At 39.8% G+C, this 14,372-nt stretch carries 9 protein-coding genes; 5 read left to right on the top strand and 4 right to left on the bottom strand.

The features are described 5' to 3' along the window. The first annotated feature begins 1 nt into the window (after position 1). Positions 2-1,516: a thioester reductase domain-containing protein gene (locus V7L01_RS19275; protein WP_335037407.1), complete on the top strand. Its 1,515-nt coding sequence runs from the start codon at positions 2-4 to the stop codon at positions 1,514-1,516. Between the two features lie 573 nt (positions 1,517-2,089). Beyond that, positions 2,090-2,893: an SDR family NAD(P)-dependent oxidoreductase gene (locus V7L01_RS19270; RefSeq protein WP_335037405.1), complete on the top strand. Its 804-nt coding sequence runs from the start codon at positions 2,090-2,092 to the stop codon at positions 2,891-2,893. A gap of 54 nt (positions 2,894-2,947) precedes the next feature. Here V7L01_RS19270 and hetI read toward each other — a convergent pair whose 3' ends face one another. Further along, a complete protein-coding gene (hetI, locus tag V7L01_RS19265) occupies positions 2,948-3,664 on the bottom strand; it encodes a 4'-phosphopantetheinyl transferase HetI (protein WP_335037403.1) in 717 nt (238 codons plus the stop codon). A gap of 292 nt (positions 3,665-3,956) precedes the next feature. Here hetI and V7L01_RS19260 point away from each other — a divergent pair, with 292 nt between their 5' ends. Beyond that, positions 3,957-4,922 carry an acyltransferase family protein gene (locus V7L01_RS19260; protein WP_335037401.1) on the top strand — a complete coding sequence of 322 codons (966 nt, stop codon included), beginning with the start codon at positions 3,957-3,959 and terminating at the stop codon, positions 4,920-4,922. Positions 4,923-5,080: 158 nt separating this feature from the next. Here the strand turns inward: V7L01_RS19260 and V7L01_RS19255 are convergent, their stop codons facing one another. Then, entirely contained in the window at positions 5,081-6,145 is a 1,065-nt protein-coding gene (locus V7L01_RS19255; protein WP_335037399.1) for a YheT family hydrolase, read from the bottom strand. Positions 6,146-6,302: 157 nt separating this feature from the next. On the opposite strand from V7L01_RS19255, the gene V7L01_RS19250 reads away from it, so the two are divergent. Further along, the gene (locus tag V7L01_RS19250) at positions 6,303-7,046 is read left to right on the top strand and encodes a response regulator transcription factor (protein ID WP_104905330.1); all 744 of its coding nucleotides are present in this window, start codon (positions 6,303-6,305) and stop codon (positions 7,044-7,046) included. A gap of 432 nt (positions 7,047-7,478) precedes the next feature. After that, complete coding sequence (locus tag V7L01_RS19245) at positions 7,479-7,943, top strand: hypothetical protein (protein WP_335037397.1); 465 nt, start codon at positions 7,479-7,481, stop codon at positions 7,941-7,943. Between the two features lie 211 nt (positions 7,944-8,154). Here the strand turns inward: V7L01_RS19245 and V7L01_RS19240 are convergent, their stop codons facing one another. Together V7L01_RS19240 and V7L01_RS19235 are read right to left on the bottom strand one after the other, a co-directional pair. Next, positions 8,155-8,322 (bottom strand): hypothetical protein, encoded by a 168-nt coding sequence (locus tag V7L01_RS19240; protein WP_335037395.1) that lies wholly within the window; start codon positions 8,320-8,322, stop codon positions 8,155-8,157. Between the two features lie 166 nt (positions 8,323-8,488). Then, positions 8,489-14,104, bottom strand: a complete 5,616-nt coding sequence (locus V7L01_RS19235) for a DUF4347 domain-containing protein (RefSeq protein ID WP_335037394.1) — start codon at positions 14,102-14,104, stop codon at positions 8,489-8,491. Positions 14,105-14,372 lie beyond the last annotated feature (268 nt).

Here is a 14,372-nt window from a genome sequence, read left to right as displayed (position 1 = left end):
AATGACTATAAAACAGTCTTTCACCGCAGACGATATTCAAATATTTTTGGTATCTAACTTAGCTAAGTTGTTAGGAGTTGCAACTGATGAAATAGATATCAAAGAACATTTAGAAAACTATGGCTTGGATTCAGCCCAAGCAATGATTCTAGTCAGTAACTTAGAAAAGTTACTAGGATTTCAACCATCTCCGCTGCTTCTGTGGCATTATCCAAATATTGAAGCTCTTTCACAGCGTTTAGCTGAAGAAGTGCAAGAAGGTTTACCAGTTCAAGATACAAAGGTAGTAGCCTCTAATGCCAACACTCCACCCTCTGTTCTAGATTTAGGTGCTGAGGCTGTTCTTGATCCTACCATCCATCCTGGTGCTGCATCGAATGTGCTTGTGGATGAACCCAAGAACATCTTTTTAACTGGCGGAACAGGCTTTTTAGGAGCCTTTATCATCCGGGAATTGCTACAAGAAACTAATGCGGATATCTATTGCTTAGTGCGTGCTGCTAATGCCGAAGAAGGCAAAAGCAAACTCCAAAAGAATCTGGAACAGTATGCAATTTGGCAAGAAGAATTTACCTCCAGAATTATTCCCATTGTCGGCGATTTATCTCAGCCATTGTTAGGTATTGGTTCGGAACAGTTTCAAATTTTAGCTGCCAATATTGATACTATTTATCATAGTGCTGCTTTATTGAATTATGTTTTTCCATACTCAGCACTGAAAGCAGCCAATGTTTTAGGCACTCAAGAAGTTTTGAGATTGGCTTGTCAAATTAAAGTCAAGCCTGTACATTACGTTTCTAGTGTTGCTGTTTTTGAATCCACTGCTTATGCTGGTAAGGTTGTCAAAGAGCAGGATGAATTCAATCATTGGGAAGGCATTTATCTTGGTTACTCACAAACAAAATGGGTAGCTGAAAAGTTAGTCAAAATTGCTCGTGACCGTGGACTGCCTGTAACTATTCATAGACCGCCACTGATTTCCGGTGATAGCAAAACAGGCATTTGTAACACACATGACTTTATCAATCTGATGACTAAAGGCTGTCTACAAATGGGATATTTCCCTGATGTAGATTATATGTTGGATATGTCACCTGTTGACTATGTAAGTAAAGCGATCGTTTATCTATCACGCCAAAAAGAATCCATAGGTAAGGCTTTCAATTTACAACATCCCCAACCTGCCGCTTTGAAAATGCTAGTTGAGTGGATACGCTCTTTTGGTTATTCAGTTGAGATGATTCCTTACGAAAAATGGCAATCAGAGTTAATCAATAATGTCACTTCTGCTGACAATCCTTTATACACTCTGCGGCCATTTTTACTGGAACGCTGGTCTGATGAACAACTGACTATTCCTGATTTGTATTTACAAGCTAGAAGACCTCATATTAGCTGCCAAGACACTCTTCATGCACTAGCAGGTAGCTCTATTGCTTGTCCTGCCATTGACTCTCAATTGTTTATGACTTATACAGCTTACTTGATTCAAAGCGGTTTCTTGAATATCGCTTAGGAGTTCATAGCTTGCGTAGGATGTGTTAGGAACGTAACGCACTATCCCGAATACTTTCGCTGCGTTACGGAAGCCATAACACACCCTACAACTACAACAAAACAAGTTTATTTAGTCGATGTTTTTTAAAACTCAGTACTGCTGAATAGTTAATATTTCAGATGCCAGCAACAACTTATATACCAACAGTGGCAATATAATTGCCCTGTTTTTTTATGCTCAATCATGTAAATTTTTAGTATTCACCCCTTGACAGAAGCAATCGAGGATAGAATGGTTAGTGTCGGGCATAAAAGTTTGATTTTACCTGCTGGCTTTTGTGAGTAATCAAAAGCCAGCACTAGTAATTTGAAATAACCGAACTTCTTTAATGCTCAACTTATTCGCTGCATAAATCCTAAATTGGCGTTTGGACTGCTACATCTATCCAAGGCATCACACAAGCATTTGAAAGGGTAATCACTCAAGACATTTCTCGTCAGTTGAGATATTACGCGTACTTAATTGTAGAACGAGAACGACTGTAAATGCAACGCAGCTTCATCATCAAATTGAATTCACTAACATTCTTACATGAACACAACACATCAAAGACAGAGCAAAAAAACTGCTCTTATTACTGGAGCCGCCGGTGGAATTGGCTACGAATTAGCATGTATTTTTGCTGCTCATGGTTACAATCTGGTATTAGTAGACAGAAATGGGCCAAAGCTTGTAGAAATTGCAGTCAAATTCCAAAAAGAATTTGGAATTTTTGTCAAGGCTATTGTTAAGGATTTATCTATATCAACAGCTCCTGAAGAAATTTTCACGGAGTTGCAACTCGCCGATATTAATGTTGATGTGCTGGTAAATAATGCTGGATTTGGTATCTATGGATTATTTCACGAAACAGACCTAGATACTGAATTGGAAATGCTACAGGTCAATTTGGTGTGCCTCACCCATTTAACCAAGCTATTTGTGAAACACATGGTAAAGCAAGGTGAAGGTAAAATATTAAACGTTGCCTCGGCTGCTGCTTTTCAACCAGGGCCTTTGATGGCGGTTTATTTTGCTACTAAAGCTTATATCTTATCTTTTTCGGAAGCGATCGCTAATGAATTAGAAGGTACAGGTGTCACTGTGACAGTTCTTTGCCCAGGCTCAACTGCATCTGCTTTTCATGAGCGAACCGGGATGGCTGACTCTAAGTTGCTCAAGGGTAAGAGGATGATGGATGCAAAAACAGTAGCCGAAATTGGTTTTCACGGCTTAATGAAGGGCAAAACCATTGTTATTCCCGGTTTTATGAATAAACTACTTGCAAAAAGCGTCAGATTTGTGCCTAGAAAACTGGTGACAAAAATTGTGAGAAATATGCAGGAAGATAAGTAGGGGCGTTGGGCATGGGGCATTGGGCATTGGGGAAAAATGACTAATGACTAATGACTAATATTGCCAGCATTTTAAGTTCCAGCCAAAATTCTCTACAGCAACAGCAGCAACATAATTGTTAGCAGGTATTAGTTCAAAAAGACTCCAGTCTTCAGATATTTGTAATTTGGCTGGTTCTGTGGGAGTCAGCGATACTTCAATTTGCTCTAACTGGGATAGTCCGTCTCCAGTTGCCTTTAAATAAGCTTCCTTACAAGTCCAGTAACGGAAAAATACCTCTTGCTGTTGGTTGAGAGATAGCGATCGCAACATCTCATATTCTCTCGGTAAAAAAAACCGTTTGGCAAGAGCTTCCAAATCAGACATCGGGCGAATATATTCTAGGTCTACACCAATTGGGTGGGTACAATTCACCGCACACAAACCCAACCCTTGGGAATGAGATAAGTTAAACGCCAGCCCACTATCACCAAATACATCTGCTAATACTGGTTTGCCACGCTGTTGATAATTAAACTCTACTTGTGATGGCTTGATACCCAAGTAGCGCCCTAATATAGTTCTGAGAATACCGCGACCAGCAATGAAACGCTGCCGATGTTCCTGAAAATAGAACCGTTCAGCACGAGCTGTTTCATCACTGGAAAGAGTTGCTGCTAAATTTTGCAATTGTGATTCTGGTTGGTCAAGGTCTATGCGCCAGACATGAATCTCATCCTGTAATAGAGTTAAATCTGTCAGTGCAGGTTGCCAGATATTATGAGCGGTCATAATAATTCGTAATTCGTAATTCGTAGTTCATAATTAAATTTTGAATTGGCTGTGAGATTAACTTTGAGTAGGTTCTTTGTTGGTGTTGACATTGTAATTCGGGAAAGTAAAAAGTAGTACTTTAGCATAAAGTGAGCGTTAGAGCCAAGCTATTTATACTCCAGCCCAATCAAATACTTGCTGGCTTTCGTGTTTTTTCTATGTAATTGAATAATTGACTTATGTTATAAAATAAACTATTTACTAATCATACTAGAATAACACTAAGTAATTTTAGTTTTGGAGATGTCTAATGGGAATCTATCGTTTCCTGTTATCAATCTTTGTCGCGATAAGTCATGCAGGAGTACTTATAAATGGCTTAAATCCCGGAGTGATAGCGGTAATATCATTCTTTGTTATAAGCGGATATGTAATGACAGCCTTGATCTCTAAAAATTATTTTGCTCCTAACAAAATTGTTTGGTTCTATCTCGATAGAATTTTGAGAATTTATCCGCAGTATTTATTTAATCTAATAGCAGTTTTAATTATTTATTCTATCTTTGGATTAAAATCCCATTTTCTTATTCAACCTACAGTAATTGGATTATTACAAAATCTTTTGATCCTACCTATGGGGTTTTATATGACTCCTTGGGTAGGAGACAAATTCATGATTATTCCACCTGCATGGTCGCTGGGTCTTGAAGGATGTTTTTATATCTTAATTCCATTTTTATTAATATATAAATTAGAAAAGGTGTTTTTTTTATTATCATATATAGTTTTTCTGATAGCTTATTTAGGAATTATTAATACAGATTATTTTGGTTATAGATTAATATTTGGAACAATATTTATGTTTTTTTGTGGTAGTTTTTTACATAAGAATAACAATATATCTACAAATCAGCCAGTAAAGTATACATTAGTTTTTTCTTGTTTATTATTGGCAACAACTTTTTTCTATCCTTCCTTAATATTGCCCTACAATCGAGAAGTATTGATAGGATTAATATTAGGAATTATCATTCTACCTTTATTAATAAAAATTAAAAGAACATATTTTGATGACTTTTTAGGCAATCTATCCTACGGATTATTTTTATCTCATTATTTGGTTATTTTTGAGTTCGAGACACTAGGAATACAGTGGAACTTAAAATGGATTTTGCTAATGCTATTATTTTCTACATTTCTTTCAGCAATAGGGTTTTTATGTTTTGAAAACCCAGTAATTACTTGGCGTAAAAACATTAGAAATAAACATAATTAAAGGATGTTGATAGACAGAATAAGACGCTAATAATAGTAGGCAAGCATATATGGCAAGACATAGATTTTAAATACAATCAAACTAGGATTTGCTTGTACCCCACTTCTTATGAATCTTAATTACAAATTACTTAGCTTGTTTCTTGCCAAAGGTAAGTATTATGAATTACGCTTTTCCTCCAACCATTGTAAAACCCGATTCCATGCCCACCAAGGGTCAGAATCTTGTACTTGACGCTGACACTCTTTACTGCTCAAATAGCCAACATGTCCGCCGTACTGAGTGAGCAACAAATCTATTGCAGGATTGCGATCGCACGCTTCTTCTAATTCCGGTATGATACTTGGGTCAAAAAGTGGATCATCGGCAGCATATAAAATCAAAGTCGGTTTCGAGATTTGCGGCAATATTTGTAAAGCACTACTCGCTTGGTAATATGCTTCCACAGAAGGAAAACCTAGTCGGTTAATTACCAGTTCATTATCAAAACCCCAGATACTGTTCGCCCGTTCAATCGCTTCTGGTTCAAGGCTTCCAGGATGAGCATCATGTATCCGCCATGCCAGTTTTTTTAAATTTTGGGCAATCCCTGCTTCCAAATATCTGCCGAAGGGCTTTGTAACTAGATAAGATAGCGATCGCTCCGAATCCAAACTCGGACAAATCACCATACCACCGCCAATATCGCTATCTTCTAATCCTAAATCTTCATGCTCCTTAATCACCTCAAGAGCAACTTTCACCGCCCATAACGCCAACTGTCCTCCTAAAGAATATCCTGTAAACCAAAATTTACCCGGACATCCCATTGCCTTTGCACCAGCAGCGATGCGAACAAAATCTTCTCCCTCATACAAACCATCAGAGGTGAGAGTCGGGGACAACTCGGCAGTTTTGCCATGGGCCCGCCAATCAAATAACACCACAGCGTATCCTTGAGCGTAGGCTTTACGCGCTAACACTCTCAAAAACCATTCTGTCTCTAGCTCTCCAGTAATGCCATAAGTACCGATAATCGTGCTATGAGCATTTTCAGGAATGGCAACCAAGCCAAAAATTGGCACACCTTGGCCACCAATAAAAATTTTCTCGTGATAAGAAGGTTCTGGTAAGAGAGTAGTACTTTCCCAGTAACGTTTTCCCCACAAAGCGGTGTATACAGTCATGATCGCACCGTTTTGTAAAAACCAAGACGGATTGTAGGGGGGAGTATAACACATCATAGACTATAAGATTTCATGTAATTGAGTCTTGATTTCACAGTCATTTAATCTTAATATTTATGTAAGATTTAAAAACTTTTTTAGAATCGATTCAAAAATCTTTGTATCTATCAAAGGTTGTTAATTATCCTTAATAAGTAGTAATAATTTTTTAAGAATGCCGAGGATTCTTGTCATAGACGATGACCCAGCGATTTCAGAACTAGTTGCCGTCAACTTGGAAATGGCTGGCTACGATGTTAGTCAAGCTGAAGACGGTATCAAAGGTCAAGCGCTGGCCCTCCAGCTGCAACCAGACTTGATCATGCTCGATTTGATGTTGCCCAGAGTAGATGGGTTTACCGTTTGCCAACGCCTGCGTCGCGACGATCGCACCTCTGAGATTCCCGTGTTAATGTTGACGGCTTTGAGCCAAACTCAGGACAAGGTGGAAGGCTTCAATGCTGGCGCAGATGACTACCTCACCAAGCCTTTTGAAGTTGAAGAACTGCTGGCGCGAGTGCGGGCACTTTTGCGGCGGACTGACCGCATTCCCCAAGCCGCAAAACATAGTGAAATTCTCAACTATGGCTCACTCACCCTCGTTCCCGAAAGATTTGAGGCAATATGGTTCAACGAGACGGTGAAATTGACTCACTTGGAATTTGAGTTACTTCACTGCTTATTGCAACGCCACGGTCAAACAGTTTCTCCTAGCGAAATCCTCAGAGAAGTTTGGGGCTACGATCCTGATGATGACATAGAAACGATTCGAGTGCATATTCGCCACTTGAGAACCAAGCTAGAACCCGATCCTCGTCATCCCCGCTATATCAAAACAGTATATGGTGCTGGATACTGTCTTGAATTACCCGGTATACCTCCATCAAACGAAGGGGCTTCGGTAACAGTAGTTGAATGAAATCGCGCTAAATTCCCTTAACTAAGCCATGAATTAGGCAAGAACTCTCAGAAACTCTTGTTTTTCACCGCTTAGTTAAGGTTATTTGTAGTATTTACTGGTGTGTAGAGATGTTGCAATACAACGTCTCTACAAGCGTATCCTTGAGAGTTTAAAATAAAGCATATTTTGTCAATGAGTTAAAATACTCAAAATAAGCTTAATGAAAATGATAATCTTGTGAGAAAGAGGAACAGGATTCGAGTGTAGATCGCACTTCTTTGCCTCTTTTTGATTATCATTATTTTTAAAGTCTTTGACAGCTTAAATATTATATGAAAAAGTTATGAAAAAGTATTGTAACGACAGAAGAACTTTGTCAAAAACGTGCTTAATTCTTAGGTAAATTCAATTATGAAACTGAAATAAGTTACAAAATTGGAGTTAAGAATAATGCGGTTTTTTATAAAAGGTTATTTGGTGAGTATGTTGGCTGGAGTTATAAGCTTAGTGGCAAACCAAGCTTTGGCAGTAACGGGGCCAGGAGCTACTATGAAGAATTCCTATCCCCAAGACAATTCATGTTTAAGCACTTCGAGTTATGGGGGAATTATCAATAACTGTAGTTACAGTGTTCAAGTGGTAGGAACTCTGCAACTATCACCAGGTTCTCACCCAACGTCAGTCAGAATTAATGGAAATAATAGCTCGTGTCAAGCAATTTCGATTAATGGTGTTGGAAATGGTGCCGCATTTAGTTCTCTAGTTAATACTACTTCTGGGCCAAAAGTTTGGCAAACCCTGAATCTTGGTACCCTTTCTGTATTTGATGGGCCTGATGGGAATAATGAAACTGGTACACTTTTTACGTGTTCGCTCGAAGCTGGTGGCATTATAGCTAATTTCACAGCAAAGTAAGTTTCTGAAGCTATAGATCGAAAGTTTTTGCCTATATAACATACGCATGATGGAAGGCTGTTGGGCAGTGGCAATCATCGATGAGAGGTTAACAATAAATGACAAAAGTGCAGCTACCTTAACCTCTCACCGATGCTATATGCGTAATCGATAGGCAAAATATTTGATCTCAAGGGTATTAGTCTAAAATCATGTAATTACGAATTACGAATTACGAACTACGAATTATTTTAGTACCTTGCCATAAACTACGATTGGGTTGAACATGACGCAAGGACTTGATAAAAATTACAGGTACATTCTCTTGATGAAAACAAGTTTCTAAAGCTGCTTGTTTTACACAAAGTTGATCGCCTAATATCCAAACCCAAATTGTCACATTGTTAGTACCATTAACACCGATACCTACAGATAAACATAGATAGTGCTTATCTGTAGGGTGTGGGGAAGTGGATTTGATTTAGGAGTTTTCCTCTAGAATTTCTGGAGGCGATCGCTTAAACTCCATTCCAAAATAATCATGCCGGAACACGAGGATGCAGATTTTAGAGAACTGGTATAAAATCACTCTCTGTAATCAAGCTGGGATTGATGCCACTCAAAATGGCTAATGTCTCATTTGTGGAAGTAATCCGAATAGAAGTCTTATTACTACTTGCAGAGATAGTTAAAGCCCCATAAGTTAAACCGCCGAATAAACCAAGTTTGTCGATGCCATCCTTAAAATCAAAGATGGTATCACTGCCGTTTCCTGATGCGAGAACAAAAATATCTGCACCTGTTTGTCCATAGACTAAATCGTTGCCAGCACCGCCAATCAGGATGTCATCACCTGCACCACCATAAAGGTAGTCATTGCCAGCATTACCAATCAGGCGATCGCTGTCATTCTGACCGTACAGGTAATCATTTTTACTCCCGCCTAAGAGACTATCATTACCATTACCACCATAAAGATAGACACTAGCAACGGTGAATGATGAAGCATCTAAGGTATTTTTACTAATGCCACCTGTCAATGTTACCCGTTCAATATCGATCAGGCTATCACTACCTAAACCGCTAAGTTGAGTGTTAGTTAAGGTAAAGTTGACATCAGCTGATTCATTTACGTAATCAATGCCATCACCACCGTCGATAATATCATCGCCTTTACCGCCATAAAGGTAGTCATTGCCAGCACCAGCAATCAGGCGATCGTTACCATCCTGACCGTAAAGATAGTCGTTTCCTGCATAGCCGTAGATAGTATCATCAGTTGTACCGCCATTTAGCCTATTGCCTGAAGACGTACCATAGATGGTCTTTTCGCTGACATCATTCAGATTGACAGCGATCGCTTGTTTGGTACTCGTATCAGTGCCATCACTGACACTAACCTGTAATTTAAACTTAGGATTGCTCTCAAAATCAAGGTCATCGCGATCGCTAACAGTAATTTGTCCAGAAGTGGGGTTGATGCTAAAAGCAGCTTTCCCATCTCCATCGAGGTCAAGATTGCCATCAATAATTGTCCAGTTGGAAAATGAGGTAGTTCCCTCGATATCGGTAGCAACTACAGTACCAACCACCGTGTTATTACTGCTATTTTCCTTAATGCTGAAGCTTTGATTTGCAGTAACAACTGGGGCATCGTTGACAGCAGTCAAGTTAATCGTCTTAGAAACTATGGCACTAGTACCGCCATCACCATCAGTCAACACAAAGCTGATAGTACGGGCAGTAGTGGAGGGATTCTCAGAGATGTTGGCATAAGTAATACTGCGTATCAAGGCTTGGATAGCAGCAGGTGTAGCTTTAGAGTTAAAGTTGATTACCAAGTCTTGAGTGCCAATACCGCCACTGAAAGTAGCGATCAAGCTAGTATCGTACAAAATACTTGTGTCGTTGACTTCGATTTTATTTGTTGTGTTGCTTTGGATAATGAGGCGATCGTCAGCACTTCCACCATTACTGAATTGAACAGTTAATTTACCTGAATCTAAATCTTGGGAATCAGGGTCTAGGACGGTTGCACCAGGGTCAATGAAGATAGCAGGGTCATTTTCAGTGTACGTGGGATTAGTTCCTGGCAAACTGATTGTCGGAGAATCGTTGACAGCAGTAATATTAATCGTCTTCAAGACAGTACCACTAGTACCGCCATCACCATCAGTCAACACAAAGCTGACAATACGGGGAGTAGTGGAGGGATTGTCAGAGACATTGGCGTAATTAATGCTGCGTATCAAGGCTTGGATAGCAGCAGGCGTAGCTTTAGAGGTAAAGTTGATTACCAAGTCTTGAGCGCCAATACCGCCACTGAAAGTAGCGATGAAGCTACTATTGTACAAAATGGTTGTATCGTTGACTTCAATTTTATTTGTTGTGTTGCTTTGGATAACGAGGCGATCGTCAGCACTTCCACCATTACTGAATTGAACAGTTAATTTACCTGAATCTAAATCTTGGGAATCAGGGTCTAGGACGGTTGCACCAGCGTCAATGAAGATACCAAGGTCATTTTCAGTGTAGGTGGGATTAGTTCCTGGCAAACTGATTGTCGGAGAATCATTGATAGCGGTAAGATTAATCGTCTTGGAAACTGTGGCACTAGTACCGCCATCACCATCAGTCAATACAAAGCTGACAAGACGGGGAGTAGTGGAGGGATTTTCAGAGACATTGGCGTAATTAATACTGCGTATCAAGGCTTGGACGCCAGTAGGCGTAGCATTATAGTTGAGGTTGATTACTAAATCTTGGATGCCGATACCACCAGTGTAATTACCAATTAAACTAGTATTGTAAAAAACATTTGTACCAAAGTATTCAATTTTATTTGTCGGGCTGTTTTGAATAGCAAAACGGTCATCAGGAGTACCGCCATTACTCAAGCGAACAGTTAATTTACCTGAATCGAAGTTTAGAGAATCAAGGTCTGCGACAGTTGCATAAGGGTCGATGAAGATGCCAGGTGCATTTTCAAAGTAAGTGGGGTTTGTGCTGGGCAAAGTGACTGTAGGCGCTTGATTACCAACATTTAAGGTTACTGTGGCAATATTAGAATCTGCGATCGCATCATTAGCTTTATAGCTAAATGTATCAACACCTTGAAAGCCAGCATTAGGAGTATAAGTAAAAGACCCATCAGAATTAAAAACAAGGCTACCGTTGTTTGGCCCAGACACTAAAGTTGTTTTCAGTGGCGTATTTTCAATATCTGAGTCATTGGTTAATACACCAGCAACTAAATTGTTAGGGGTAGCGCGGTATTGAATGCGGCCTTTGAAGCTTTCGCTGGCAGGGTCGCCATCACCGTATTCTTGGAAGGTGGCATCAAAGTTGAGAATTTCGTCGCCAGAACCGTAGGTGATTTGGTTGACTGTAAACTGACCTGTTAGACTGTTATAGCCTCGTCCATTACCACTGACATCTAAACCAGGTTGATTAGAGGCTTGGAATGGAAAACGCGCCGCACCTGTGTATGTAGTGCCTGCTGTCAGTGGAGCATTAAATGGAGCTGCAAATGAAAGATCCCACGAATCGCTAATACCAGAGAAACTAATTCGGATAGCATTATTCTTACTATAATTTGTGGGGTAGGCACGGACAGCGCTAATCTTATTTGGAGTGGGACTATAGCTATAGTAATCACTTTGACCGATATAGTTACCGCGATCGCTATCTAAAGTCAGCGATGTAATCGCAGCAGCAGTCTGTAATTGTGTGTTTGCCGCTACAAAATAAGTATCGTTTTTAACTATTGGTGGCTGATTAGTGCCAATAGCGGCACTGCTAACCTTGATATCATCAACCCCAATCCACTCATCTTCTCCATTCGCATCAGTAGTAATAAAGCGAACTTGGACTTTTGCTTGATTGGTAGCTTCGGGTGGCAATAAAACAATTAGGCGTGCTTCCCGTGCGTCAGAAGACACTAAAGTTGAAGCGTTATTAGAAGCATCGGGTACAAAAGCTGTTGGCAGATTTATGAAATCTCCTGTTTCCCCAACGCGGTATTGTACAGCAACAGATTGAATCGCATTGCGTGTTGAGGTATCTATGTCACGTAGGGTGAAATAAAGTAGAACATTCTGCCGTCCAGTAGCATCTAAATAAATAACTAAATTCGGCGCTGTAGCAGTTGATGAGCCTCTGAGGGCAACAGTTGGGTTGCTCAATGCGAATTCCGTAATTCCACTATTCGTATAAGTACTTGGATTAGTTTGATTAGCATTCACATCAACAGGAGTTGCAGAAGCATCAGCTAGTACTGTTTGTGGGTTAACACCCGTGCTAGTAACTAAACCATCACCTCGAAAACCCCTAATGTTAGGTAAATTACTCCAATCATCATCCGTAGTAATCAAATTAGTATTTGACCAGTCTTGGAGAAAGTCGCTTGTTGCTAGTTGGTAATAAGGTAAATTCAAAGGAGTAGGAAGATTGCTAGAGGGTGCCTCGTAACGTGTTACAACAAAATTACCGTTGTCACTTCCTGTAACCACAATTTTACCGTCAGACTGAACGGCAACCGCCGTGTTTTGAAAATAACTACTGCTAACAGGAGTTATGACTTTACCGCTATTGCCAAAGCTGGTATCTAAGCTGCCATTGGAGTTGTAGACAGTTAAAGCAAAATCACGGCGATCGCTGTTTTGAGCAAACCCAGACACAACAATTTTGCCATTCTGCAAAATAGCCAAACTTTGGCCAACATCAAGGCTGCTGCCTAAATCTGTAACAACCTTACCGCCATTACCAAAATTAGCGTCCAGAGTGCCATCAGAGTTATACCGTGCTAGAGCAAAATCTGCATTAGCACCAATGTTTCCAGTAGATCCGGCCACAACAATTTTGCCATCAGATTGGAGAGCAACACTATCTGCAAAGTCATCTGTGCCAGGAAAGTCTGTGATTACTTTACCGTTACTACCAAAATTAGTATCTATACTGCCATTGGAGTTGTAACGTGCCAAGATAAAATTATTGTTGCCATTAATGTTCATGCCACTGCCAGTGACTACAACCTTACCGTCTGGCTGAATCAAGATACTTGCTATAAATTCTTGGCCGTTGCTCATTGAGGTAATAACCCTACCCCCATCACCAAAGCTAGTATCCAGACTACCGTCTGAGTTGTAACGTATCAGGGCAAAGTCATTATTGGGAGCAGTACTCATGGAACCGTCATTCGGGCTAACATATCCTCCCACAACAATTTTGCCGTCTGACTGGACGGCAATGCTTTGTATCCATTCGTTTTTACCCTCAAAGTTTGTAACAACTTTTCCGCCATTGCCAAAGCTGGTATCTAAGCTGCCATTAGAGTTGTAGCGTACAAGAGCAGCATCAGTTTGGTTACCATTGAATGTAATTCCAGCGATTAAAATTTTACCATCTGGCTGAATGCTAACGTCGTAAGCCCTATCGGTTTGGTTAGCAAAATCTGCGATCGCCTTGCCGCTATTCCCAAAGCTGCTATCGAGGCTACCATCTAGATTATAGCGAGCCACCGCAAAGTCACCATTGCTATTGTAGGTTTCTCCTACTACTACAATCTTGCCATCCGCTTGAATCGCAACAGCATAAGCTGTGTCACTACCACCAATATTTGTAATAACTTTACCACCAACGCCAAAGGTACTATCGAGGTTTCCAGGGGCAAGTATTCCCATATAACTCGAAAGTGTCTCTTGTCGAAATGCCAAAGCTATAGGATCTGGCATTGAAAAATCTTTGCCGACTTGAACCTGTAAATTCCAATCTCCTCCTAATGCCGCATTCCCTGTTGGTGTAGTAGAAGCAGCAATATTTGCTCCTGTCAATTGGTGCAACTTATGTAAAAATTCCTCTCCTGCATCTCCAACTGCGACGTTACAGCCGTAGAGTATTAGAGATGGAGAGAACCAAGTTTCTAGCTTTTGGGTATAGCGTTCTAAACTGCTGAGACTGAGTTGCGTATTACCCAGGTAGAGGCAACCGGGAGAACCATGAGAAACAATGTGGACACTTTCAACTCTGGGGCGTTGTAAAAGTGTTTGAGTAATTTGCTCTACCCCATCTTGCCTCGATTCAAGAACTATTACCTCAATTCCTGATACAACACTTTTCAGCAATATTTCATAGTTGTTAACGGAGGAATCAAGGAAAAGTATGCCTGTATTCTCAATATTCATGTTCTTGGAGTTCTCCGTTAATTTAGATATCTAATTGTTAGTGAAATTTTTGGATAATAGATAAGAGATTAGATAATTTAAGGACAAGAGTAGAATCCATAAATTATTTATTGAAAATTCAGCTTGATTTTTTACTATCAAGAAACTTCAAAAAGAAAAATTATTCTCTCTTCGCTATTTTGCTGCTTGCAGATATTAATTACATCGATATATTTTCTGAAATATTATTAAGAAGCTATAAAGCCTCAACAAATAATTAGGAATAATT

The sequence above is a fragment of the Nostoc sp. genome, from assembly GCF_036917095.1.
In the GTDB taxonomy this organism is placed as follows: Bacteria; Cyanobacteriota; Cyanobacteriia; order Cyanobacteriales; family Nostocaceae; genus Nostoc.
Note: the sequence above shows the minus strand (reverse complement) of the source record. Positions and strands in the feature narration are given on the sequence as shown.